The organism is Opitutaceae bacterium, from assembly GCA_041395105.1.
Lineage (GTDB): Bacteria > Verrucomicrobiota > Verrucomicrobiia > Opitutales > Opitutaceae > B12-G4.
Window position 1 is genome coordinate 158,502 of sequence record JAWLBB010000006.1, and the last position, 24,954, is coordinate 183,455.

Here is a 24,954-nt window from a genome sequence, read left to right on the forward strand (position 1 = left end):
ACAGACCAGTGGCTGCGACGTCAGATCGACGATGCATTGCACCCTCCATGGCCCGCCGCTTGATCGAGCGGCGGGCCAGAGGTCATTCCGATCGGTCAGAAGCGGTAGTCGGCCTGCACCCACCAGGTGCGACCGCGGGCATCGTGATAGGCGGAGTCAAAGGCGTCAGCCGTGCTCACCACCAGCGGCGGGTCCTCGTCGAAGACATTGTTGGCGCCGACCCGCAGGCTCATACCCTCGAGCATGCCGCCCTTGAAGGCATAGCCGACATTGACGTTGAAGGTGGTCCACGAGGCGATGATCCAAGGCTGGCCGTCGATGTCGTAATTGGAGGCGTCCTCATAGTCGCTCGTGTACTGCATGAGCGCACCGGCCGACCAATTGCCTTTCGCCCAGCTCAGGCTCCCGGTTCCCTTCCAGAAGGGAGTGGCGGTCTGCCGGAGCAGATCGGAGACGTTTCCTTCCGCGTCGACCGTTTCAAGCTTTGAGGTGTAGCTGGCTTCGGTCCGCAGGGTGAAGCGTCCGATGGCGGTTTCCGGCAGCCGATACATGATGACGCTGTCGATGCCCGCCACATCGCGGGAAGCGAGGTTCTGGTAGGTGCCGCTGACATAGGCGAGTTTGCCCGGGATGCCCAGGGCGATGTCTTCAGCCGTGCGTTCTTCACGGGTGACGCGGACATTGCTGCCGCCGTTCGCTTCCCACAGTTCCGCGTCAAGGTTCAGCTCGCTCTGGGGATTCGGATTGTCGATGCGGTCGGTCTGCTTGATGTCATAGACATCCACCGAAAAAGACAGGCCCTTGATCGGCTTCACATCGACGACGACGCCGATGTTGAATGCCTCGGACTGCTCGGGTCGCAGCTCCGGGTTGCCTCCGGTGATGACCAGCTTCGACACGGTGTCACTGGCGTCCTCCTGGCCTTCCCGGGCCGGATCGTAAAGGAAGTTGCGCCGACCGCGCTGGGGCTGGAAGAGTTCGGTGACAGAGGCCGCGCGGAAGCCTTCGTTATAGGAGGTGCGGAACATCAGCCAGTCGGTCAGGGCCCAGGAGAGTCCCAGACCCGGTTTGAAGGCGGACTCTTCGCCGAAATCCTCATAGCGGCCGGCGACGCGAAGCTCCATTGAGTGAAAGAGCGGCGCGCGGTTGTCTTTGCCGAAAATCGGCACGAGGACTTCGGCGTAGCCCGCATAGACATCGCGTGATGCGTCCACGTCGATCTGTTCGGATTGGGCGATGATGTCGTCGGCCAGCCCGTAGGGGTCGTTTCTCTGGACCATCTCTTCGTTGCGGAAGGCGACGCCGGCGGCCATGGCGAGGCTGCCCCCCGGAAGGTCGATCAGCTTGCCGTTCACGTGGGCATCGAGGACACCCAGGGTGCCGATACCTTCGTCCCAGGCGGTGATCCGGAAGGAATTGATGACATTCGACGGATTGACGTTGGGTCCGCTGAACGGATTCATCGCGTCAGGGGTATCCTTGGCCAGGGAGGCCGTGAGAAGGCTTTGCGACATCGCATTCTGCGAATCCTGATAGACCTTGCCCCGCATGTAGAGGGCGCTGGCCTCGAAGTTCCAGTTTTCGGAAAACGCACCCTCGATCCCGGCGACGACCCGGAACGAATTGCTGTCGGTTTCGTAGGTACGCGGGCCGAGCTCCATGGGACGGTAGTTGCGAATGACGACGTCCCGGGGCGTGCCCGTCGGATTGGCGGTACCCGGTCCGTAGAATCGGGTCCCGACGGGGTTGTAGTAATTGGTCTTCGGGACGACCACTCCGTCGGTGCTCTGCGATATGGGGGTGGTGCCCGCCTGGGTCTTGCTGTGGGCGTCGTAGTAGGAGAGTTCGCCGAAGAGTCTCAGGCGATCGTTGATTTCATGATCAAAGGTGCTGTAGACGGAGTAGCGTTCGGTCGAGGGAATCAGCTGCCCTTCGCCCTGGAAATCCCAGGTCGCCGACGGGCCGGTCCCGGATTTCACTGCATTGGTGGGCTCTTCGATGTAGAAGCGCCCATTGCTGGCGGTCACTCCGGTGACGCGCACGGGGGTGCCCTCATCGTCGACTGCGGTGTAGCGACCCCAGGGGCCGGAGGATGACTGGCGGTTCAGGTTGCTGGCGGAAGCCCAGGGCTCGGGTGCCAGGGGGCGGTTGTCGGCATGTGCGGAATACGTGCGGTCCGGGGCGTAAAGGGCATCACGCTTGTAGTAGGAGAGAATGACGGTTGCGTTGGACTTGCCGTCATTGAAGTCGAAGCCGGACGCAAGGTTGACGTTGGTTTCCATCCGCGACGGATCATTGAATCCGAAACGGACGCTCAGATCGGTCCCGGTATAGTCATGTTTCAGGCTGGTGTTGAGAACACCGCCAATGGCATCCGATCCGTAAATGGCCGACGCACCGTCGCGAAGGACCTCGATCTGCTCGATCGCGGCGGCCGGGATGGAGCTCATGTTGACGAAGGCGACCGGCGGGGTTCCCGGCGTGACTCCGTGGGCGGCCATCCGGCGGCCGTTGATCAGGACGAGGGAGCGTCCGGCTCCCAGGTTCCGGAGATTGATGGTGGTGACATCGCCCCGGGCGCCATTGGCCCCGGTTTCGCCCTCATTGATTGTTATGTTTTGCGAGTAGGGGATGGTCTCGAGGATTTCCGAGACGGTGGCGGCACCAATGACCTGGAAATCTTCGCTGCGGAAAGCGCTGATCGGCAGGATATCCTCTTCGGCTGTCCGAGGGATATTGGAACCGGTCACATTGAACTCCTCCAGGACGATGGGGCTCTCTTCCACGCCGGTTGGGGGAGTCGCCGTGGTTTGTGCGATGATCGGGCTGCTCAGGACGAGAGAGAAGACGAGGGCGAGAACGAGACGGCCTCGGGGCGACTCGGTAGGGGTGTCAGGACAGGTTCCAGGTGTGTTCATTTTTCTGCGGGTTGATTTGTCGTGCCGGGTTGTGGGCGGGTCAGAGTGTTTCTTGGTCGATGGACTGATGGCATTCCGGTCGTGCGGTCAATCGAGGGTTGGCGTTAGGTGGATCGGTTGGATCAGTAGCCGGCCTCGATCAGGGCAGCGAGGATCCGATCGCCTCCGCTGATCACGTGCTGGCTCATGATGGCGTGGGCTTTGGCTTCGTCGCGGGCCTCGATCGCATCGACCAGCTCGTTATGGCGTTGGCTGGGATTGTTCGAATCGGTCTGGGGTCCAAAACCAAGGTAGGCGGGTATCTGGAAGTGATCCAGGGCCGCCATGACGATCCCTTCAAAGAGCGAGTTCCCGGTCGAACGGACAACCAGAAGATGGAACCGGGCATTGGCCTGGCAATAGGCTTCGAAGGTCTCGGACCGTGAAATGTCGACCGGCGGCATGTCGGCGGCTTCGCGCATGGCGGCTATATCTTCGGGAGTGGCCCGGGAGGCTGCGCGCATGGCGACCTGCGATTCCACCACCAGACGCAGTTCGTTGAGCTTGCGGAAGCCTGCGGAAGTCAACGGGGTGGCGCTGATTCCGGTATTGGGCAGACTGGTCACGAGACCTTCGTTGGCCAGGCGATTCAGGGCTTCTCGCAGGGGTGTGCGCGACACGCCCAGGCTGGTGGAGAGATCTTTCTCAAAAAGGCGCTGGCCGGGCTTGATCTTTCCGGTTAGAAGGCGTCGCTTCAGGATGGTATAGATGCGGTCGGGAAGGGTGGCCCGCTGCAATGCATCGGATGGGAGCTCGACGAGTGATGGATTGGAGAGAAACATCGAATTCCGATGGTATGGGGTAGGAAATACTCTTTGTATTAGTGTATACAACTTAAAAACGATCTGTCAACGGATTTTGAATGAACCGGTGGACTGACGGATCGGATCGAATGAAATCAGCGCGGATTCGCTGGTCCGCGGCGCTCGATCCCGGAGGCGGCACATGAGCGTGGGTAGAGCCGAGCGACGGATGAAAATCGGAATTGATACCTTCTCCTTCCACATCAACCAGGCGGCCGGTGACTACGACGTCTTTGCCACCCTGGATCTTCTCGAGCAATGGGGGCTGCAAGGCCTTCAGATCAATATCAATGGCCCGAACGGGCGATTTCTCGGTGGAGATCCGGCAGACCGCCGCCACGTGCAAAAGGTGCGTCGGGCCATCGAATCGAGAGGGTTCTTCGTGGAGGTGGGTGGGAGCGGAACCTGCCTCGAACGCCTGGAGCCCCAATTGAGATTGGCGGCCGCGCTGGGTGCGGATGTCCTGCGGACCCTCCTGGTCTTTCGGGAATCCGCCGCCGGGACGTTCGAGAGGACCCGCGACGAAATGCAGGCGGTGCTCCCGCTGGCCCGCGAACTGGGTGTGCGCCTCGCCTTTGAGAACCACGAGGATGTGAAGGCAGCCGAATTGCGAACGTTTCTCGACGGTATGGAAGATCCCTTTGTCGGCGCGTGTCTGGACACGGGGAACGATCTGGTCGTTTACGGTGATCCGATGGAGGCGGCGGTCCTGCTGGCGCCGCGGGCCATTTCCACTCACATCAAGGATCAGAAACTGATCCGGGTTGGCGAGGCGGTTTACAGCGTGGGCGTTCCTCTGGGAACGGGCGATCTTCCGCTGCGGAACCAACTCAAGGAAATCCTGGGAACCGGTTCACTTGATCGGTTGCTGCTGCAGGATACGACGGGTTATTCATCAAGGTTGAACCGTTTCGATCGCGCGGATTTGAGTCCGGTTTCAGACTATGCCGGGATTCCCTGTTTCCCTGACCGGGACTCGGCGGCCGCTGCCGGCTACCTGATGGGGCTCGAAGGCCTGTCGGTCGACCGCCTGCGCGAAGAGGCGCACCGGCAGCACGAGCGGATCGCAGAGGATATCCGGAACCTTCGGTTTTGGCTGGAGGCGGCGGGAAAACACGATGAAGGTGGATCCGACCGAACCGATCATGATTTATACCAATCCCGATAAGCCGGGGGTCCCGCTTTCCGCGGTTGGTCTCGGCGGGCATGAATTCCTGCCCGACGGCCGGTCCCGTGGGTTCAACGAGGATTTTGCCAATGCGGTCAAACCGGGATACAAAGCGAGTGGATACGGGACGGCGACGCGTCGGGATCTGCTGCGGAAGGCCCTCGAGAGGGGAATCAACTTCCTCGACGTGACCATCGACCCCGAGAAGGAAGCGCTGGGCCGCAACCTCAAGGAAATCGGGACAGTCGATCCGGTGTTTATCCAGACCCGTCCGGAGGGGATGGGCTACGGATACGATCCGGGGAATCGCAAGATGCTGGACATCGCCGTCCTCAAGGCGGAGGTGAAGCGGATCCTGGCGCTGATGGGTCGCGAGCGGATTGACTTCCTGAATTTCCCGATTCTTCAGAGTGCCCTCGACGAAGACCCGGACTACCTGGCAAAGACCCGTGACATTGTGGAGACCCTCAAGGGCGAGGGCCTCATCCGGTTTGCCACGTCGGACAATTTCTCCGGTGAAGCAACCTATCTGGCCCAGATCGAGGCGGGTTGCTTTGACGCCCTCGTGGTGAACTTCAGTTTCGCCGACGATGCGGCCCGCGGACAGGTGCTGCCCCGGGCGGCGGCGGCCGGCATGGCGGTGATCACGCGCGAGCTTTTTCAAAAAGGGCAGCTCTTCCGGATGGGCGCGGAGGCCGGTCTCGCCGACACCCATCTGCTGGCGCGACTCGCCTTGAAATGGAATCTGCAGGTGCCCGAAGTGACGACCTCAATCATCGGTTCCCGGGATGTCTCGGAATTGGAGAACTGCCTGTCGGTGCTCGATTCCCCGCAACTTTCTCCGGAGGAGGAAGGCCTGCTCGATCGTCTGCGGCAGACGTCCGTATTTCGTGAATACGCGGAGCCCCGCCGCCGGAAGTTCCTGGGTGGTTGAGTTGGGTCTGAGAGCCAATGGACCCGCAGGCCTGAACCCGCCTCGAGAGGGCACGAAAGTCGTTCTGGCTTTAGGACGCCGTATTTCTCTGACGCCACACTAAACCAGGTCGCAGGCCTCGGCCGGCATCCAGTGGGCGTCCTTGCCGTCCCACTTGACGTTGCAGCCGATCGGGTTGGTCAGGGGTTTCCGGATCGGCCGCCCTGCCAGATGATCCTCGAGGGCATCGGCGAGGTCGTTGGTCGTCATGCGTTCGGTATTGCGCGGACTGTCCACGGCGCGTCCCGTATAGACCAGCCTGCGCGCGGCATCGAAGACGTAGAAGTGAGGGGTGCGCAATGCGCCGTAGGCACGGGCCACGTCCTGGCTCTTGTCGTGCAGGTAGATCCAGGGGAATTGGTGCGACTTCATCCGCTCCACCATGTGATCGAAGGAATCCTCCGCGTAGGTCTTCACGCTGTTCGAGTTGATCCCGACGAACTGGACACCCTGACCGGCGAAGCGTTCGGCCGTCTGGCGGGTGACTTCGTCGGACCCGGTCACATACGGGCAGTGGTTGCAGGTGAAGAAGAGAACGAGAACCCGGGCGTCATTGAAGTCGTCGAGACTGTAGGTCTTCCCATCGGTCGCGGGCAGACGAAAGTCAGGGGCCGAAGCTCCCAATGGAAGGGTGAATGACTGTTTCTGAGTGGATTCCATGGCTTGAGCATACCCAAACCGTTGCCGTTGGCAAGGATGCGGCCGTCTCCATCGACCAGGTTCCGACGGGGTGTGATAAAGCCAACGCCGCACGCAAGGAGGGGAACCTCATCGGGATCTTGAGTTGACCGCAACTGATCGTCGTCGGAATCTGCCCTCATGAACAATCTTTCCGGCGTGCTGGCCGGCATGCTCCTGATTGCCGGTGTCACCGCGGCCGAACCCTCGGTCAGGTTGACCCCCTTGCGGGCGGGAATCTCCATGATTGAATACAAGGGAGGCGTGATGGTCCTGCTCACGGGGGAGGACGGTCCACTGCTGGTGGATTCCCAATATGCCGAAGGCTATGAGATGATCCGTGATGCGGTGGCCGGGTTGACTCCCGATCCGGTTCGTTACCTGATCAACACCCATTTTCATCTGGATCATACCGGAGGAAATCTGGGATTTGGATCCGCGGGTGCGGTCATTTTTGCCCAGGAGGAGACCCGCCGTCTACTGGAGTCGCCTCAGTATCTCTGGCCGTTCGACATGAGCCAGGACGCCTTTGCGGCGCCGGCGATACCGGGTGTCACCTTTCCCGATCGGATCATTCTGAACCTGAACGGTCAGACGGTGGAGGTTTACCATCCGGGCCCCGCCCATACCGGTGGCGATGCGATCGTCTTCTTCCATCAGGCCAATATCGTGCACGTCGGAGACATCTTCGTGCTCTACCGTTATCCGTTCATTGATACGACCCATGGTGGATCCCTTCCGGGAACCATCGCGGCCTGCGAAGCCCTCCTGCCGCGGGTGAACGACGATACGCTCATCATCACCGGGCACGGCGGACTGGCGGTCGCTGTGAGTTGATCGACTTCATCACGATGCTGAAGGTCTTCGAGAGCCGGCTTCGGCCGTTGGTGGAGCAGGGGTTGTCGCTCGAGGAAATTGTGGCGGCCGAGCCCCTTCGCGGTTACGAAGGGACAGCGTTTCCCGCCGCCAACTTCATCCGGCTGGCGGTGGCGGAGATGCGCGGATCAGCTGAATAGGAGGAATCCTTCCGCCGGACTCGGTTCCCGGCCCGATGGTCGTCGGCAGCTGGCTCAGCGGTTTCCCAATTCAATTGCCGGACGGCAGTGGCTAGGTCATTACCCTTTGTCATGGGATCACCTCCGAATTCGCCGGACCGGGCAGCCGGCCTGATGGAGGGCATGGCCGCGCGGCCGTTTGCCCGAGCCGACATCTTTCGCCATCCCCCCGTCAGCGGCTCCAATCCACCTCCGGAGTTGGCGGCGGTCCGCAAGAATGAATCGAGCTGCGTTGTCATCCTGGCCGACGGAAGCTGGTTCGTCACTTGGAGCCAGGGCTCCTTTGAGGGATCCCAAGATGAAAAGATTGTCGGTGCGGTGAGCCGGGACCTGGGGCTGACCTGGAGTGCCCCGCTGAAAATCACGGGCTCGACCCGCGAATACCGCCGATCCTATGGCTGTCCGTTCGTCGTGCCAGGGAGCGGGCGCGTCTACCTGTTTCTCCATGAGGGTCGCCATCCCGGAAACGGCATCGCCGCGAACAGCCCCGAGGTGGATTGCGGAAGCCTCGGTTTCCTCTACTCCGACGACCATGGAACAACCTGGTCGGACGTCTCTTCGATCGTTCTGCCCGATCGCGATATCAGCATGTTTCCCGACCGGATCCATGGTCACCTCAACCATCCGCCTCAGCTCATGCCGGGTGGTCGGGTCGTGCTGCCGCTGAGTTTCTACGCGCGTCCCGGGAGCATGCGGCGTGACTGGCAGTTGGTGGCCGGCGAGACTGCGCTGCTCTGGTGCGAGAACATCCTGACGGAACCGGATCCGCGAAACCTGCGCTTCACCCTTCTTCCGGAAAGTCCCCGGGGCATCCGCGCCGATCTCCTCAAGCATGTCGATAACCCGGCGGTGATTCGACTGGCAGAAGCTTTTCGAGGCTACCCCGACAGCCTCGCCTACAATTCGCAGGAATTGACCGTGGTGCCCTTATCCGACGGACGCTGGGTGGGGGCTTGCCGGACCTACCTCGGTTCACCGGGATTCACGGTCTCTTCGGATCAGGGCCATACGTGGTCCCCGGTTGAGCGTCTGCGCTACCATCCGGACGGCGGGTTCATCGACCATCCGCACACCATGTGTCCGATGGCCCGTTTGCCCGATGGTCGGTTCATCCTTCTCTTCACCAACAACGACGGGACCCGTAACGGGGCCGAGCATGTGTGGGATGGAGGATGTCGTACGCGCAATCCGCAGTGGTTTGTCATCGGCCGGGAAATCGCCGGCGAGACACGCAATGGCGGGCTGGTATTCGGCGAGCCGCGCATCCTGGCCTCGGCGGACGAAAGGGAGGCTCTGGATGGGTTCCGGGCGTCGACCTGCACCGGCATTTCCATGCCTCAATACTTTGCGTGCGACGGCCGACATTTCGTTCAGTACGGCCTGAAGAAGGAACACATCCTCCTCGATGAGATTCCGCAGGCGGTGATCGATGCGATGACCCCTTGACCCATCCCGGCGGACACGAATTCCCGTGAATCATCTGGGCATTCCGGCCGGAGGTGTCAGATTGATTGCATGAAAACCCTTGGTTTTGGGTTGATTCGTTTGTTCGTGATTCTTCCTGCCATGTCCGCACTCATCCAGGCGCAATCGGAACCGGTCGTGATTCCTCTTTGGGTAAACGGGGCACCCGGTTATGAGGATCGCCGCGACGAACCGGAACTGGCCCGGGATTACTGGGTCCGGAACATTCACAATCCGTCGATCACCGTCTTTCGCCCGCCGGCTGAAGCGGCCAACGGATGCGCGGTGGTGATCGCACCGGGCGGAGGCTTCCGTGAACTGGTCTTCGACGCGGAGGGCCGGCAGGCGGCCGAGTATCTCAATTCCATCGGAGTGACGGCCTTCGCCCTCAAGTACCGGCTGCCCGATGAAGCGGGGTCACCCTACAGTTACGAGAATGTCCGAGAGGATGCCTATCGGGCGATGCGCCTGGTGCGGAGTCGGGCGGCCGAGTTTGGAATCGACCCGCACCGGATCGGCATGCTCGGTTTCTCGGCCGGTGGGGCGGTCGTGCTCTCAATTGTCTTTGAAAAGGGTGATGGAGATCCCTCGGCGCCCGATCCGATTGACCGGGTCAACGGACGCCCGGATTTCCAGATGATGGTCTATCCCGGAGGAGACATTCCGGATACGATTCCCGGAGATACCCCTCCAGCCTTTCTGCTCTGCGCGAACGACGACGATTACGGGTGCGACGATGAAACGGTGGAACTCTTCACCAAATTCCGGGCCGCGAATGTCCCGGTGGAATTGCACATGCTCGCCCAGGGCAAACATGCCTTCAATATGGGCGATCGTTCGGACCTCCTTTCTGTCCGTCACTGGCCGGAGCGGATGAAGGAATGGCTGATCGACAGCGGTTGGCTCCAGGTCGGGCAGGCGGACTGAATCTCGCGAGATACCCGGCTTGCCGTCGGGACCTTTCCCGATATGGATGGCGAACCGCGATCCACCGCCCTGATGGGCTCAACCGATGTCTCTTAAAAACCTGCAGAGTCTCAGCGTCCGCTTCTTCAGCCGCTTCCGACACCTCATGGCGATGATGCGCAGCTGGATCGAAGACCGACCCAGTCTGGCCGCATGGTTTTTCCCGGAGCATTCCGCTGAAACGGAGTATCGACTGTACAATGGCCGGATGTTTGCCGACCTCTTCGAGCAGGAACGGATGCTCGCGGATCAACCGCGAATGGCCTTCTACCACCAACTGATCAACCGCCACATCAAGGCCGGCGACCGGGTCGTCGATCTGGGGACCGGGACCGGGATTCTCGCTGCCCTGGCAGCCCGGCAGGGCGCCGGGCATGTCTATGCGATTGATCATTCCGAGATCCTGACCCAGGCGCGGACCCTGGCGGCGGCCAATCACGTGGAGAACGTCGAGTTCATCGCGACCCACAGCAGCCGGTTCAAAACACAAGAGCCGGTCGACGTCATCCTGCATGAGCAGATGGGGGACTGCCTCTTTGACGAGGGGATGGTTGCCAACGTGGCGGATCTGCGCGACCGGGTGCTCAAGCCCGGAGGACTCATCCTGCCGAGCCTCTTCGAATTCCATTGCGAGCCGGTCATGTTGGACGACCTCCGTTTTGTGCCCTTCATCTGGGATCTCAATGTTCATGGCTACGACTACTCGAGTCTCGAAGGACACCGGCCGGAGGACCCCAATTACTACCGACAGGTGGGCGGCGACCGGGAACTGGTCGACCATTTCCTTTGCGAGCCAATGCCCGCGTTCTCCTTCGACCTGCACACCGTCCGCGAGGCCGAACTTTCCCGCGACCTTACGTTCACGCGCCGCGTGGTCCGGGCCGGACGTCTGGACGGGTATGCGATCTACTTCCGGGCCCGGGCGGGTGAACTGAGCCTGACCACCGATCCGACGGACCCGCACCGTGCGCCGCATTGGGGCTACCGCATCCTGCGGACCGATCGCGAGGATTATGAAGTGGGCGACGAGATCGAAACCCGTTTGGCGGTCGACCGCTGGTCGGATCTCGATTCCTGGCGGTGGCACAGCCACAAGCGGGTCGCGACGGGGCCGGTAAACAAACTGTAGCACGCTACGGTTTGTTTACCGGCCCCAAACCCTACGGTCTATGCTACGTAGGGTTTGAAGGCGGCCAACGCTTCGATGGACGGCCCGGCGGTCCGTCCCTACCGATTCGCCTGTTGGGTAGGGCGTGACTGCTGGGCGCGCCGTTCCGGCTCAAACAGTGCCCGTCTCGAGATTGAGGTAACGGAGCTCCTCCGGGGTGAGCGCGACATCGAGGCCGGGGAGGGAGGTCCGGGTCTCTTCCAGGGTCCGGGGGCCGAAGAGGGCGAAGACGGGGAAGGGTTGGCAGAGGACATAGGCGAGGGCGATATTGATGGGGAGGACCCCTTTGCTCTCGGCCAGTTCGATGGCCCGTTCGCGACGCTTGAAGTTGTCGTCACTGTACCAGCAGCGGACCAGTTCCCGGTCGAAAGTCTTGTCCGGGCCGGCCCGGTCGGTGAAGAAACCGCGGGCCTGGCTGGACCAGGGCAGAAGGGGCATCTGGTGGGTGGTCAGCCAGGCGCGGCTTTCCGGATCGGAGGCGGCCACGCAGCCGTCCCAGACCGGGTCGACCATGCGGGCCAGGCTGAAATTGTTGCTCAGAAGGGAAAAGCCCTGGAGGCCATTGACCTCGGCATACGCATTGGCCTCCTCGATCCGGGCGATGCTCCAATTCGATCCGCCGAAGATCCGGATGCGTCCGGCTTTGACGTGCTCGTTCAGGACGTCGACAAACACACTGGCCGGGATATCCGGATTGTCCCGATGCATGATGTAGATGTCGAGATGGTCGGTCTGGAGGCGTTCGAGCGATTTGAGCAACTGCCGGGTGAGTGCCTCGGGATGACAATCCGGGGTGTGGGCGCCCTTGGAGATGAGGACAACCTTCTCCCGCAGACCCCGGTTCTTGATCCACTGACCGAGGAAGCGTTCCGACCAGCCGTCACCGTAGATGTAGGCGGTGTCGAAGGCATTGCCGCCCTGTTCATAGAAATCATCGAAAATGACTGAGGCGTGGGCGAGGCTCTGCTGATTGTCGACGCCCATGATCAGGCGGGAGATATCCTTTTCAAGCCCGGCAATCCGGCCGTAGCGCATATTGTGCGAGGGGGAGGGAACGACGGGCCCACGGTGGACGGCGGGCCGGTTGAAGTCCGCTTTCTCCTCGTCGTACTGGAAGCCGAAGCTCCGCCGCCACGCGTCGAGCGTCTTCATATTGCCGAGGGTATCGGCGGGGGACATGGCCGGGGAGATGGTGTGACCGGCCTCGAGCGAGCGGAAAAAGGTATCGGCTTCGATTCCGTAGAGCCCGCGGGGGTCGTTTCCCCTGATCGTCTCAGGATCCTTCTGGCCGGCGCGATGAAGGGTGAAGGACCATTCGCCACCGTCGCGGGCGGGAATCCACGGGTTGGCCAGATCGATCGAGCCCTCCGTTCCGAAGATCCGGGCATGATTGTCCTGCTGCAGGCGCACTCCGGTGGCGACCTGGGCGATGATCCCGCCGTCAAAGCGCAGAAGAGCGGCGGCGTATTCGTCGACCCGAGTCTCGGGTCCGACAAACCCCATACCGCGAACCTCGACCGGGTCGGCGAAATCGCGTCCGAGGGCCGCGCCGGCCACCAGGCGGGAGAAAGAGACCGGGTAGCATCCGACATCGAGGATCCCGCCGCCGCCAAGGGCATTGTTCATCAAACGGCTTTCCGGATTGGCCCCGGCCCGGAAGCCGAAGGCGGCCTGGATCATTTTTACCTCGCCGATGGCACCGGAGCGGATCAATTCGACGACTCGGGCCGTCTGGGGATGGCAGCGGTACATGAAGGCCTCCATCAGGAAGACTCCGGCCCGGTGGGCCGCTTCGACCACCGCCATGGTGTCGGGATGATTGAGGGTGATGGGCTTCTCGCAGAGAATGTGCTTGCCGGCCCGGGCGCATTGGATCGCCCAGTAGGCGTGGAGCGGGTGGGGCGTCGCGATATAGACGGCCGCCACCTCCGGGTCCGCGAGGAGGGCCTCGTAGGAGTCGTGGGCCGTGCCCGATTTGAATTCGGCGACAAAGGCGTCAGCGGAGGAACGCTTCCGACTGGCCACGGCCTTCAGGACCCCCGTTTCCGAGCTCTGCAGTCCGCGAGCAAAAGCGTGCGCGATGTTACCGGTTCCGAGGATGCCCCAGTTCAGTTTAGGCTTCATGGTCGATTCAGTTCGATTGGCGAAAGCAGGGTATCTTTCCATCAGTTCAACCGGATGCGAGTCGATTCATGGAAAGTTTCGAAGAATGATGGATCGGTGAAACGAAGGGGGGGTGGTTTGGACATCGCCGCGATCGTCCAGACACAAAAAAGCCCGCCGAGTGTCATCGGCGGGCTGGGGAAGGGTCCCGTGGAGAACGGCTTATTCCTCGGGCTTGGTCTTCTTCAGGCCGACGACGCGGTCGCCGTCCTTGAATTCGCCGCGCTTTTTCAGCAGATCGACGCGTTCGAAGCGCTTGAGGACGTTGCGCTTGACCTGGAGACTGCTGGAGGACTTGAAACTGGGATGCTGTGACATGACTGGAAAAAAAGTAAACGGTCTAGGTAGAGGCTCAATCCGGGCAGATCAAGTGTTTTTTCTGCAAGATGTGCGTGCCGGGAGTTGAAAGAGGTTGCCGCCCTCCCAGGTCGATACGAAATGAACGGGCCGGCCGCGGCCCGGTTGGCCAAAGCCGGGTGGCCGGCGGAAATTGGCTCTTGACCTCGTCAGCCGGGCTTGTTTGAGAGATCGTTTCACCTTGAACGAGGAGGTTTTGTTTTGAGAGACGACTATCTAAGAGATGCAAGCGCGGTCATCCCGGATTCGGGACTGTTGATCAACGTGATTTCGCGTCGGGTCAAGCAGCTGCGCCGTGGCAACCGCCCCCTGGTGGAATCGCTGGAAAAGCTGAGCCTGGAGGACATTGCGTTGCGCGAAGTCATCGAGGGAAAGATCAGCTACGAGTTTATCGACTGAGGCTGGCGCCCTTTCCGGGTGACCTTCTTTCATCCATATTGAAGGAGGGTTCCGATTCATCATGTCCGCGGCCCAAAAGAAACCGGGAAAACTGCCGGAGATCCGCAACTCCAAGGTGGGTCGCGATTATGTGATCGGGGAGCGTTTTGAGGCGGGAATCGTGCTGACCGGAACCGAGGTCAAATCGGTCCGCGGGGCCCAGGCCCAGATCTCGGATGCGTTCTGCAAAATCGAAAAAGGCCAGGTTCTCCTCTACGGAGCCTATATCAGCGAGTACGTCTTCGGGAACATCAACAATCACGCCGTTCGGCGCCCGCGCCGCCTGCTCCTGCACCGGAGGGAGATTGGCAAGCTCCAGAAGGCGGTTGAGGCCGGGGGGAAGGCCCTGGTGCCCCTCCGGATCTATTTCAAGGGAGGGTTGATCAAGATCGAACTCGCCCTCTGCACCGGCAAGAAACTTTACGACAAGCGGGAAACGCTCAAGAAGAAGACCGAATTGCTTGAGATCGACCGGATGATGAAGTTTCACCGCTGATTTCCGGCGAAGCGGCTGACCGATGACCCCGCGCCTGCACATTATCCTGATCCGGCCGGAGATCCCTCAGAATACCGGGAATATCGGGCGTCTTTGCGCGTTTGCCGGTCTTCGTCTCCACCTGATCCACCCGCTTGGCTTTACCATCACGGACCGCCATCTGCGCAGAGCGGGGATGGATTATTGGAAGGAACTCGATATTCGGCACCACGAGAGCTGGGAGGCGTTCACCCGCGCGGAGCAAGGCCCGGACAGGCTATGGCTTCTGACCACCCGTGGAGAGCGATCGATCTGGGATGCGGCCTTTCAGGCGGGGGACGGGCTGGTTTTCGGAAATGAGTCAAGTGGTGTGGAGCCCTCCATTCACGAAGCCCTGGCGGATCGGCGCCTTGTCATTCCCCGGTTCGGGCCGGATCTGCGCTCGCTCAACCTGTCGACGAGCGCAGGGATCGCTGCCTATGAGGCGTTGCGGCAGCTCAGGTGAACAAATCAAATCGGAGGGTCGTGCTCCCACGTGACGGCGGAGGACGAAGGGCTGGATGCTCGGCGCCATCGTTCCCAACTGCCGGTTTGACGTCGCCGGGTTGACTAATGGCCAATCGGGCATGAGATCGAAGTGTGGGACATCGGGATAAAAAGTCGGGGAATTCCCGGAGGTCTTTTTTCAACGAATTCACAGGTTTGTTTGCGTGCACGAATCCGATTCAGCCGATAAACATGGGGGGATTCCGGTTCCTTAGCTGATGCAATTCTTCCGAAAAGGAGTCACTTGGATGATTCCCGCCGGCCTGATTCTGGCGACGGGCTACTGGCTGGTGGCCGGATGGCGGCAGGGTGGTTCACCCTCCGCATCGCAGACTCCGGCCCAGGCGCAGGCCGCGGCCGGCCCTGTTGAGACCGTCCCCCTGGCTCGAGGCGACCGGTCGATGGAGACGGGTGACCGCCGGTTTGCCTTCTCAGCGGTGGATCCGGATCGCGAGGCGAAGCTCCTGGAGTTGTCGACCGACGCAGTCAGACGGGTGCGGGTGGGAGCGGCGGACTCCGATTTCCTCGACCCGAAGACATCTCCGTTCCTGGGGGCGCCCGATGGCGACCTGATTTTCCTGGAGCTGTTCAATGATCTGGTGCTGCCGATTCTTCTCACCGACACCGGGGTGACCCGCTCGGGCGTGCAGCTGATCGAGGGCACGGTGGCGGGGCAGCCCGGAAGTCGCTTCATGATGACGGCTTCAGAGGGAGCGGCCAGTCTCTCGATTGAAGTCTCCCCGGATGATCGTTATGTGGTCAATTGGTTGGATGATGGCGTCTATGAGATCGCCGAACTCGATCCGCAGACCATCCCTCCCTGTCATGGTCCGTTGACGGTTTTCCTGGACGCCGATGTCCTGGCTGCCCGTTCGCAACAGGATGAAGGCGTGACCGACGTTCGACGGCCGACCGCCCTGTCCACCCTTCCTCATACGCCGGCCGTGGTGGACCTTCTGATTGTCTATTCGTCGGACGTTGCCGCGAACTACACGGAGTTCGCCATCCGCAACAAAGCCGAACTCGCGGTGGCGGAGGGGAACAGCGATTTTGAGCGCAGTGGGGCGCGGGTCCAGCTCCGGTTGGTCGGTGTGGCGGGGCTGGACTATACGGAAAACGGCAGCAACAGCGATGGACTCGAGCGTCTCCGCCGCACCTCGGATGGCTATATGGACGATGTCCATCAATTGCGGGAGAAGGTCGGGGCCGATCTCGTCTGTCTCCTTCAGGACCGGAGGGACTCGAGCAGTTCGGGTATCGCCTATGTGATGACCGAGATCGGCAGCCGCTACAACGAGGACTTCGGATTTTCGGTTGTGGAATATCAGTACCTGACCGGATCGAACACGATGGTCCACGAGATCGGACACAATCTCGGGTGTCAGCACGATCGGGAGAACTCCGGCGCCGACGGCCTCTTTCCGTTCTCCTATGGCTACCGCTTCACATCGGGAACCGGCAGCACCTACCGGACGATCATGGCCTACCGTCCGGGCAGCCGCATCTCCTATTTCAGCACACCTCTGAAGACCTTCGGAACCCTGGGTGATCCAATCGGGATTGCCGAAGGACAGTCCGGTGAAGCGGACAATGTGGAGAGCCTGAACCGGGCTTCCTTCGAGGTCTCGAACTTCCGACTGGCGGAGGAGGGACAGGATCCATGGGCACGATTGATCAATGTCTCCACCCGCGCCATGGTCGGGGCGGGAGAACGGGCCCTGATCGGCGGTTTTGTCATTGGCGAAGCCGAATCGAAATTGATCCTGGTCCGCGCCCTAGGCCCCAGTCTCGCGGATTACGGAGTCCGTGATCCGCTTCCATCGTTGAAAGTGACACTCAATCACGGGGGAGCCGCCATCGGCTCGAATGCCGGATGGCGGACAGCAGCTGATCCTCAGGCAATCATGGATACGGGCTACGCCCCGAGCCGGGACGCCGAACCGGCTTTCCTGGTCGAGCTCGGTCCCGGAGCGTATACGGCGGTCGTGAATTCTCTCGATGAGCGCTTGGGGGTTGCCCTGGTCGAGATTTATGAAATCGGAGTGGACGGGACGAGGCTCGTCAATCTGTCGACCCGCGGATATGTCGGCGTCGCTGAGGATGTGATGATCGGAGGATTTGTCATTGGTGGAGAAAGCGGGGGAACCAAGCGAATCCTCCTCCGGGCCCTGGGGCCGAGCCTGTCCGGGTTTGGCGTGGTCGACGCGCTTTATGATCCGGCCATGACACTCTATGACGAGTCCGGAGTCGTCCTTCTGGAAAACGATGATTGGGACGAAAGCAACCAGCAGGATAGGATTGCCGATCTGGGATTCGCCCCCGCGGTCCGGCGGGAGTCCGCCATGATCCTCGATCTTTCCCCGGGGCTTTACACGGTGATCGTCCGCCCCTTCGAGAACACTGATGGCCAGCGCCAGGGCATTGGACTGATCGAGGCTTTCGAGATCAGGGAGAACTGACCGGCTTCACCACCTCGATCGGAAAGAGCAGGACGGAGCGGTGCCGGCGGAATGCCTCATCGTCGCCGGATTCAATCAGGCGGAGGTATTCGGGATCACCATAGACGAGGTAACCCTGCCGGAGCAGGGGCAGGAGGCGAACGGGGTCAAAGTCGGAGATCTGTTCGTAGGGCCAGGGTTGCTCCGGATCCATGTAGGGCGCGATGAAGTCGAGGGCCGCGGGCAGTGCCGCGACATCCCCGGTTGGGTAATCCCAAAGATCGACACCCACCTTGCCCCCGAGTCGGGCAAGGGTGAACATGCCTTCCAGGTTCATCGCACTGTAGTTGAGCGATTTGGTACGGGCCAGTTCGTGTTCCTGTTTTCCGTCCGCACTGATCTGGGCGGCGATCCGGCTCTTGCCGACGGTCTGCAGGACCCGAATGGCGGTTTCACGATCGCCGCAGAACAGGGCGAAGGCGATCAATTGGGCGTCATACCAGGTTCCGTGATTGTTGACGGTCCGGCTCTCATCAATTCCGTTCGGGCTGGACTGCAGCCAGGAGAGGTAAGCGCGGAACCATTCCTGCAGGCTCCGGTGATCCGCCTCGGTCCAGGCATCCGAGTTCCGGATCAGGAGGGCGGCGTCGATCGCCAGGAGGAACTGACGGGATTCGATGATTCCGATCCCCCGACCGTCGACCAGCCCGGGGATGGCCTGACCGAAATCCAGGTTGGGATTCATGGCTGTCTCGGGATTGAGAAACCAGGTGTGCAGAAGCAGGGCGGCCCGGTCGGCGTATCGGGTGTTGCCGGTGAAATAGTAGGCGAGGGCGAGGCTGTCCACCGAGTCGGTCATCCGGTGGAGGTTGAAGGCATCGGATCGCTCGGTCCGGGTTTCCGGGTTCCGTTCGCCGTCCCGTCGCACATAGGGCAGGCCGTCCTCGGTATCGGGATTGGGCCACCAATACGGTCCGAAACTGAGGTAATCGTGTCTGTCCCCGCTGGGCGGACGGAGGGTCTTCGACATCACGGTGAACGGCCCCGCCGTCAGGGCGGCATCCGCTTCCTCCACCAACTGATCGAGGGCCGGAGCAAGCTCGGTGTTCCCCTCGGTTAGTGCGGCCTTGGCCGCGGCGAGCCACTCGGAATCCATGACAATGACCTCGGGGGACGCGGCCGGATCCCGGCCGGAGACGGTGTGCCCGGCGATGAGGGTGGCGAGGACGAGGGAAAAGGAAAGGACGGTAGCCGGCGGCATGGTATCGGAAAACAGGTGACGTGAAGCAAGAGACTCTTCCGGGTTCGCTCCTGCGAGTCCAGACGGAAAAGCGGATCGAAGGCGCGCCGAGGGAACATCGGATGCAGTCGCCGCGTGGATTCGCAGGAGAGGTTTTGCGCCTCGATCAATCATCGTATCGAGGCGTAAAGCCTCTCCTACACGCAAAACCTGGGCGGTCACGCCCCCACCGGATGCGGCCGGGGTGGGCCGCGACTCAATCGATCGCCCTCAATAGACCGCCGGAACGAAGGTCTGGTCGCTGATCGGCGGGCGGATGTAGACTTCCTTCAGGTCCCGCGGCGGGAGTTTGATCGGCTTGGGGGTCAGGTCCTCGTAGGGGATCTGGCTGAGCAGGTGGTGGATGCAGTTCAGGCGGGCCCGCTTCTTGTTGTCGGCGTCGACGACGTACCAGGGGGCCTGCTTGATGTCGGTATGGGCGAACATATCGTCCTTGGCACGCGAATACGCGACCCAGCGACGGCGTGACTCCAGGTCCATCGGGCTCAGCTTCCACTGCTTGGTCGAATCGTGAATCCGGGCCTGAAAGCGGCGCTCCTGTTCTTCATCGCTGACCGAGAACCAGTACTTGATCAGGATGATGCCCGAGCGGATCAGCATGCGTTCGAACTCCGGGCAGGAATGGAAGAACTCCTCAACCTCTTCCTTCGTGCAGAATTCCATGACCCGTTCTACCCCGGCCCGGTTGTACCAGCTGCGGTCAAAGAGGACCATTTCGCCGGCGGCCGGGAGATGGGACACGTAGCGTTGGAAATAGAACTGCGATTTCTCCCGGGGGGTGGGCGCGGCGAGGGCGACCACCCGACAGACCCGGGGGTTCATGCATTCGGTCATCCGGGTGATGACCCCGCCCTTGCCGGCGGCATCGCGTCCTTCAAAGATGACGACAACCTTCAGGCCCTGATGGCGGATCCATCCCTGGAGCTTGACCAGTTCAATCTGCAGACGGGCCAGCTCCTTCTCGTAGGCTTTTCGGCTCAGTTTCGGGGCGGGGGTGCTCGGGGGAGCTTTGTCTTTTTTCGGGGCGCGCTTCTTTTTGGGCATTGTGGACCTTTCTCGTCGGAACACGGGCGACAACCTCTTACATCGACCATCAGCGCGGATTCCTCAGCGGTAAGGCATTGCGGCATTTGCCTGGAGGACCCGTCGCTCGGGAGGCGGGTCCGGCCTCAAGCGGGTTTTCCAGGGGGAGGCGGGTATCGGATGGACGAATCCCGAAGGTCCGTGTATGGGATTCGGACACAATCATGGAACCCATCAATCGATACCTTGACGCGGCGATTCTCTTGCCGGAGACGACCCGGGCTGAAATGGAAAAAGCGGTCCGGGCCTGCCTTGAGCTCGATGTCTTCAGCGTCTGCGTGCGTCCCTGCGACATTGGACGGGCCCTTGCACTCTGCGAAGGCAGCACTACGGCGGTCTGCGTCGTCCTGGGGTTTCCGCACGGGGCACAGCTTTCGAGTTCCAAGGTGGACGAAGCCCGCCGCTATATCGCCGCGGGCGTCGATGAAATCGACATGGTGGCCAACTACGGCTGGGCCCGGTCGGGGCTCTGGGATGAGGTCCGCGCCGACATCGCCGGAGTGGCCGAGGTCACCCGGGCGGCCGGGGTCCCGTTGAAGGTCATCTTTGAGACGGCCCATCTCGATCCCGAGATGATCGGCCGGCTGGTCGAGGTCTCCATCGAGGCCGGCGCGGATTTCGTCAAGACCTCGACCGGTTTCAACGGCACCGGCGCCACCGAGGAGGCCGTTGAGCTCATGCTCAGGACGGCCGCGGGACGGATCAAGGTCAAACCCTCCGGCGGCATTCGCGACCGGGCCCGGGCGGAGACTTTCGTTCGGATGGGCGTCCACCGTCTCGGAGTCAACTGGTCGTCCTGTGTCGCCATTTGTCGCGATCAGCCCGGATCGCCGACGGCCGGCAGTTATTGAGATCCCGCGCGATGAAGCCGAAGATCACCGTCATCGGAAGCGCCAACATCGATTTCGTGATGCAGGTCGGGCACCTTCCGGCCAAGGGTGAGACCGTGGTCGATGGCCGTTTCTTTCAGGCATTCGGAGGCAAGGGAGCCAATCAGGCGGTGGCGGCTGCCCGCGCGGGAGGTGCGGTGTGTTTCGTGGCCGCCCTGGGCGGCGACCTGCTGGCCCGGACCTATCTCGATAACCTGCGCAAGGACGGGATCGATACCGAGCAGGTCACCCTGGAGCCGGGTATCGCCGGCGGTTCCGCCCTGGTCATGTTTGATCAGCAGGGGGACAACTACCTGACGGTTGCTCCCGGATCCAATTACCGGGTCACACCCGAAAGGGTCCATGCAGCGGAGGACCTGATCGCCTCGAGCGACTGGATCATTCTCCAGCAGGAGATCCCACTGGAATCCAACCGGGCCGTTCTCGAACTCGCGGCGAAACACGGCCGGCCGGTCATGCTGAACTATGCGCCGGCTCACGATCTCCGGTTGAAGCCCGACGCCTCGGTTCATGGACTCATCGTCAACGAACATGAGGCCGCTTCTCTCTCCGGACGGTCTCTTGCCGCGGAAAACCAGGTCGAAGCCGCGAGGATGGCGACCGCTCTGAGGGAGAAGGGCGGGCATCGATTTGTCGTCCTGACCCTTGGGAAAGCGGGATCGGTCTTTGCCGATGCCTTCGACACCCGGGCTGTCCCGGCTTTTCCCGTAAACGCCGTGGATACGACGGCGGCCGGGGATACGTTCTGCGGGTCGCTGGCCGTTTCCCTGGGGGAGGGGCGACCGCTGCCCGAGGCCGTCCGTTTTGCCTCGGCCGCGTCGGCCCTGTCGGTCACCAAGGTCGGCGCCCAGTCATCGATCCCGACCCGGAGCGACATCGACGCGTTTTTGCTTCTTCACTGATCCCCCATCCCAGCCGGTATCAGGTGTCGCAAAATCGCTGGCGTCGGCCCCAGGAGATTCCTGGACAGGTCAGACTCAGTTCGAAGGGTGGTGGATGCGGCCGGGAAGAATGCCCCCCGGAAGAATCGCATCGGAGGGTCGATCTCCAACTCGACCGCGAAGAACATGGGCCCGGATGCCTTGTTTGGCGGCTTTGGCGCCAACGCCCAATTCGAATCGGACGCCCACACGCCCCGGGAAATCGCCGGTCCACACTGCCCGACCGAAGAGGACTGGCAAGGGGTGGTCGTCGGCTTCGTTGCAGCGGAAGGATGGGGCAGAGGGCTGAAAGAACTAGACGATCCGTCATCGAGGTCTCCGAGATTTCAGTTCCCGACATCCTCCGATTCTTCGCGAATCAGGCGATAGGTTCGAGGGTCGATCCGGTTGGTCGGTTTCCTCGGGGTCAGGTCCTCATTCAGTTCGACGCCAGTTTTTCCGTCAAAGATACCTCGGCGGTAACAGTCGGAACAGTCACCGTAGTTCGAGTCTTCCGGGCAGAGTTGCTCAACGATGGCGAGAACACCCTCCTCAGTGGTTCTGGCGGCGACAAGGTCCCCGGTTCCTTGAACCAGTGCCGTGCCGATTGGATGGGAGTATGCTATTGCAGATCGGAACCGGCGCGGAACAATGACAGTTTCATATTTTCCAACAACTGTAGGTACCGATAGGATTTTCAACCGCGTCCATCCGGAATACTCGGTTGAGAATGTCTCAAGATTGTAGATAGGGGAACGACCAGGGTGGAGTTGGTGAGCGAACCCTTGATATTCCCTGAAAGCTCGATCGAGGCCTTTCCCTTTAAGCTCGCGGTAGGCAGACGTATTGCCGATGACGATCACCTCTGTAACGCGGTATTGCCCGATTTCCTCGTCAGACGAGGGATTGGGCCTTGGGGGGCGCGCGGAATTGGGCTCTTCCAGAAGCTCTTCGAAAATGAAAGTCAGGTCCTCCGGGAACATTCCCTCAAGTTCGAAATCTGACCGAAGGGAATCCAAGGGAACAAGCACACAACCTGGAGAAAGGAATAGAGTCGCAATAACTCCGACAACGCGAAGGAGCTGGGATTTTGGCTTTCCGGGCATGTTCCTCCGAGGTGTGGGTCTGATCTTCCGACTAGACCTGCATCTCAACCTGTCGGTCGCTTCCCGGTCATCGTTTCAGGTGTGGCTGTGATGGACTTGACCCGGTAGGGCGGGTTCGATCAGGTCGACTGACCGCTGAGCACCCGGTACTTTTCCTGCATGAGATCCCTGATCTCCCGCGCTGTCCTGTCAATGTCGTCATCGGTGGCATCGTTGAAGGTGGCGGAGCCTCCCTCCAGGTTGGAACCTCCCGTCGTATTGAAAACCATGATGGGGTCGGTGGCCGATCTCGTCAGGTCGAACACCCTGACTTTCGTTTCAAATTTCGATCCACCGGCTCCCAGTCCGATCATCATTCGCGTCCATTTGCCGCCTGGATTCACGCGGAGGAACTCCCCGGTTACGAGCCACCCATCGGTCGGTTGGTCGGATTCTTCGTAAAGAATCCGGGCGGGAACGACCTCGGTCAGTCTGCTCTCGATGTTCTCCGCCAATTCCGCCGCGATGCGCGCGCGCGCGGATTCACCCGCCACCGGTCCCTCCCAATTGCCGTTGGTGGTGTCAAAGCGCTTGACGTAGATGATGGAGGGCGGAGCCAGCCGAGCCGTTCCGACCAGATCCTTCTCGGTGTCGACCGAGACGGAAGCACACCCGGGAAGAAGGAGGAGGCCCAAGATACCGACCGCTATCCGGGTCGGAGAGAAGACGGATTGGTGTGTCATATAGTATTGCTGAAGGAAGGGTTTGCCTGACCTGGAGGTGCGGCTCCAACCGATCGGTCGACAGGGTATCGACCGGCTGAAGTCTTGGGCGGTCCGAAAGCGGATCTCAATATCGTTTTTGTGGAGAGCAATAAATGATCATAGAATACCAACGGATGCTGGTCATCAACCCGCAGTGATCTGGAACCGGGGCGGGAGTTGTGCCGAGGGGTTGCTCGTGCGGGAAGCGAAAGATCGAAATCAGGTGATCCGAAGGAGTTCAGTTGCTCCGGGGCGTAGTTGGTTATGGAATTGGCGATCGGCTGCCGCCTGAATTGGGCTGCCGACAAACCGATAATCTTCGCTTATGGACGATATCCTTCTGACCAATATTGAGACCGTTCCGGGACGCCGGATGGTTGAGCATTACGGGCTGGTTTCCGGCAATACCATCCGGGCCAAGAACATCGGACGCGATATCGGGGCCAGCCTGAAGAATCTGGTCGGAGGCGAATTGAAGGCCTACACGGAGCTCATGCAGGAGTCGCGACAGGAGGCCACGGACCGGATGGTCGCGCAGGCCAGGGCCCTCGGGGCCAATGCCATCGTCAACGTCAGATTCTCGACCTCATCCGTCACCCAGGGTGCGGCCGAGCTCTACGTCTACGGCACGGCGGTCCGGGTCGAGTGAGGGTCCCTGTATGGATACCGGCACTACCCAGGGATCGACCGCCAATCTGCTCATCCTTCTTCTTGTTTACGGACTGCCCTTTGTCCTGCTCTTCTTCGGCGGGGTCATCGGGACGATTCTCGAGCGGCGCCACTTTGCGTCATTGCGCCGAAGGGAGACCCGGACTGCCGGACTGCCGGCAATCCCGACTCCCTGGATCGAGCCGGGTCGACCGGTCATCGATTGCCGACTGATCAGTGCCTCGGTGGTGGTATCGCATGACTACCTGAAGCGCTTCCTCGCAAGTGTTCGCAAGATTTTCGGAGGGCGGCTGCGCAGCTACGAGTCCCTCCTGGATCGGGCAAGGCGGGAAGCCATTCTCCGGCTCAAGGAGCAGGTTCCAAAGGCTTCGGTCATCGTCAACCTACGCCTGGAGACGGCCACGATCGGCCGGACCCAGGGAAAGAATGGCTTGGGTGCGGTTGAGGTGTTGGCCTACGGGACGGCGGTGCGCCACGCGTGAACCGGGGAAATGGGAGTCGGGCAACAAATACCAAAAAGCGGGACCAGCCGGTAGATTGCCGCCTCGGATTCATGGTGGAATTGGCAATTTGTTGCCTGACCCGAATGGCACC

General features: G+C 61.2%; 24 protein-coding genes. 15 read left to right on the forward strand and 9 right to left on the reverse strand.

Annotated features, from left to right (window positions below):
* Positions 1–95: 95 nt before the first annotated feature.
* Together R3F07_16940 and R3F07_16945 are read right to left on the reverse strand one after the other, a co-directional pair.
* Positions 96–2,918, reverse strand: a complete 2,823-nt coding sequence (locus R3F07_16940; GenBank protein MEZ5278071.1) for a TonB-dependent receptor — start codon at positions 2,916–2,918, stop codon at positions 96–98.
* 122 nt (positions 2,919–3,040) lie between these two features.
* On the reverse strand, positions 3,041–3,739 hold the full coding sequence (locus R3F07_16945; protein ID MEZ5278072.1) for a GntR family transcriptional regulator: 699 nt from the start codon (positions 3,737–3,739) through the stop codon (positions 3,041–3,043).
* A 190-nt stretch (positions 3,740–3,929) separates the two neighbouring features.
* Between R3F07_16945 and R3F07_16950 the strand changes: the two genes are divergently transcribed.
* Both R3F07_16950 and R3F07_16955 read left to right on the forward strand, forming a co-directional pair.
* Positions 3,930–4,928: a TIM barrel protein gene (locus R3F07_16950; protein ID MEZ5278073.1), complete on the forward strand. Its 999-nt coding sequence runs from the start codon at positions 3,930–3,932 to the stop codon at positions 4,926–4,928.
* On the forward strand, positions 4,906–5,862 hold the full coding sequence (locus R3F07_16955) for an aldo/keto reductase (GenBank protein MEZ5278074.1): 957 nt from the start codon (positions 4,906–4,908) through the stop codon (positions 5,860–5,862). Before R3F07_16950 ends, R3F07_16955 begins: the two co-directional genes overlap by 23 nt.
* Positions 5,863–5,961: 99 nt before the next feature.
* Here the strand turns inward: R3F07_16955 and R3F07_16960 are convergent, their stop codons facing one another.
* The gene (locus R3F07_16960) at positions 5,962–6,561 is read right to left on the reverse strand and encodes a thioredoxin family protein (protein ID MEZ5278075.1); all 600 of its coding nucleotides are present in this window, start codon (positions 6,559–6,561) and stop codon (positions 5,962–5,964) included.
* A 159-nt stretch (positions 6,562–6,720) separates the two neighbouring features.
* Here R3F07_16960 and R3F07_16965 point away from each other — a divergent pair, with 159 nt between their 5' ends.
* The 5 genes from R3F07_16965 (at position 6,721) to R3F07_16985 (ending at position 11,193) form a co-directional block, all read left to right on the forward strand.
* Positions 6,721–7,416, forward strand: a complete 696-nt coding sequence (locus tag R3F07_16965; protein ID MEZ5278076.1) for an MBL fold metallo-hydrolase — start codon at positions 6,721–6,723, stop codon at positions 7,414–7,416.
* Positions 7,417–7,430: 14 nt separating this feature from the next.
* Positions 7,431–7,595, forward strand: a complete 165-nt coding sequence (locus R3F07_16970; protein MEZ5278077.1) for a hypothetical protein — start codon at positions 7,431–7,433, stop codon at positions 7,593–7,595.
* A gap of 111 nt (positions 7,596–7,706) precedes the next feature.
* Positions 7,707–9,080: a sialidase family protein gene (locus R3F07_16975; GenBank protein MEZ5278078.1), complete on the forward strand. Its 1,374-nt coding sequence runs from the start codon at positions 7,707–7,709 to the stop codon at positions 9,078–9,080.
* Positions 9,081–9,200: 120 nt separating this feature from the next.
* Positions 9,201–10,025 carry an alpha/beta hydrolase gene (locus R3F07_16980; protein MEZ5278079.1) on the forward strand — a complete coding sequence of 275 codons (825 nt, stop codon included), beginning with the start codon at positions 9,201–9,203 and terminating at the stop codon, positions 10,023–10,025.
* A gap of 85 nt (positions 10,026–10,110) precedes the next feature.
* The gene (locus tag R3F07_16985) at positions 10,111–11,193 is read left to right on the forward strand and encodes a class I SAM-dependent methyltransferase (GenBank protein MEZ5278080.1); all 1,083 of its coding nucleotides are present in this window, start codon (positions 10,111–10,113) and stop codon (positions 11,191–11,193) included.
* 150 nt (positions 11,194–11,343) lie between these two features.
* On the opposite strand, the gene R3F07_16990 is transcribed toward R3F07_16985, so the two are convergent.
* Together R3F07_16990 and R3F07_16995 are read right to left on the reverse strand one after the other, a co-directional pair.
* Entirely contained in the window at positions 11,344–13,356 is a 2,013-nt protein-coding gene (locus R3F07_16990) for an aldo/keto reductase (protein ID MEZ5278081.1), read from the reverse strand.
* A gap of 201 nt (positions 13,357–13,557) precedes the next feature.
* Entirely contained in the window at positions 13,558–13,713 is a 156-nt protein-coding gene (locus R3F07_16995; protein ID MEZ5278082.1) for a small basic protein, read from the reverse strand.
* 240 nt (positions 13,714–13,953) lie between these two features.
* Here R3F07_16995 and R3F07_17000 point away from each other — a divergent pair, with 240 nt between their 5' ends.
* The 4 genes from R3F07_17000 (at position 13,954) to R3F07_17015 (ending at position 17,670) form a co-directional block, all read left to right on the forward strand.
* Positions 13,954–14,151 (forward strand): DNA-directed RNA polymerase subunit omega, encoded by a 198-nt coding sequence (locus R3F07_17000; protein ID MEZ5278083.1) that lies wholly within the window; start codon positions 13,954–13,956, stop codon positions 14,149–14,151.
* A gap of 61 nt (positions 14,152–14,212) precedes the next feature.
* Positions 14,213–14,686, forward strand: a complete 474-nt coding sequence (gene smpB / locus R3F07_17005; protein ID MEZ5278084.1) for an SsrA-binding protein SmpB — start codon at positions 14,213–14,215, stop codon at positions 14,684–14,686.
* 22 nt (positions 14,687–14,708) lie between these two features.
* Positions 14,709–15,170 (forward strand): tRNA (cytidine(34)-2'-O)-methyltransferase, encoded by a 462-nt coding sequence (locus R3F07_17010; GenBank protein ID MEZ5278085.1) that lies wholly within the window; start codon positions 14,709–14,711, stop codon positions 15,168–15,170.
* Between the two features lie 289 nt (positions 15,171–15,459).
* Complete coding sequence (locus R3F07_17015) at positions 15,460–17,670, forward strand: M12 family metallo-peptidase (protein ID MEZ5278086.1); 2,211 nt, start codon at positions 15,460–15,462, stop codon at positions 17,668–17,670.
* Here the strand turns inward: R3F07_17015 and R3F07_17020 are convergent.
* Both R3F07_17020 and ppk2 read right to left on the reverse strand, forming a co-directional pair.
* A complete protein-coding gene (locus R3F07_17020) occupies positions 17,657–18,910 on the reverse strand; it encodes an alginate lyase family protein (GenBank protein MEZ5278087.1) in 1,254 nt (417 codons plus the stop codon). The two genes, R3F07_17015 and R3F07_17020, sit on opposite strands and share 14 nt — an antisense overlap.
* Positions 18,911–19,159: 249 nt before the next feature.
* Positions 19,160–19,993: a polyphosphate kinase 2 gene (gene ppk2, locus R3F07_17025; GenBank protein MEZ5278088.1), complete on the reverse strand. Its 834-nt coding sequence runs from the start codon at positions 19,991–19,993 to the stop codon at positions 19,160–19,162.
* Between the two features lie 203 nt (positions 19,994–20,196).
* On the opposite strand from ppk2, the gene deoC reads away from it, so the two are divergent.
* A complete protein-coding gene (gene deoC / locus R3F07_17030) occupies positions 20,197–20,883 on the forward strand; it encodes a deoxyribose-phosphate aldolase (GenBank protein ID MEZ5278089.1) in 687 nt (228 codons plus the stop codon).
* A gap of 11 nt (positions 20,884–20,894) precedes the next feature.
* On the forward strand, positions 20,895–21,824 hold the full coding sequence (gene rbsK / locus R3F07_17035) for a ribokinase (protein MEZ5278090.1): 930 nt from the start codon (positions 20,895–20,897) through the stop codon (positions 21,822–21,824).
* 365 nt (positions 21,825–22,189) lie between these two features.
* Here the strand turns inward: rbsK and R3F07_17040 are convergent, their stop codons facing one another.
* Entirely contained in the window at positions 22,190–22,948 is a 759-nt protein-coding gene (locus tag R3F07_17040; protein MEZ5278091.1) for a hypothetical protein, read from the reverse strand.
* A 119-nt stretch (positions 22,949–23,067) separates the two neighbouring features.
* Positions 23,068–23,670 carry a DUF4410 domain-containing protein gene (locus R3F07_17045; GenBank protein MEZ5278092.1) on the reverse strand — a complete coding sequence of 201 codons (603 nt, stop codon included), beginning with the start codon at positions 23,668–23,670 and terminating at the stop codon, positions 23,068–23,070.
* Between the two features lie 346 nt (positions 23,671–24,016).
* Between R3F07_17045 and R3F07_17050 the strand changes: the two genes are divergently transcribed.
* The gene (locus R3F07_17050; protein MEZ5278093.1) at positions 24,017–24,340 is read left to right on the forward strand and encodes a YbjQ family protein; all 324 of its coding nucleotides are present in this window, start codon (positions 24,017–24,019) and stop codon (positions 24,338–24,340) included.
* Positions 24,341–24,350: 10 nt separating this feature from the next.
* On the forward strand, positions 24,351–24,842 hold the full coding sequence (locus R3F07_17055) for a heavy metal-binding domain-containing protein (protein ID MEZ5278094.1): 492 nt from the start codon (positions 24,351–24,353) through the stop codon (positions 24,840–24,842).
* Positions 24,843–24,954: the final 112 nt, after the last annotated feature.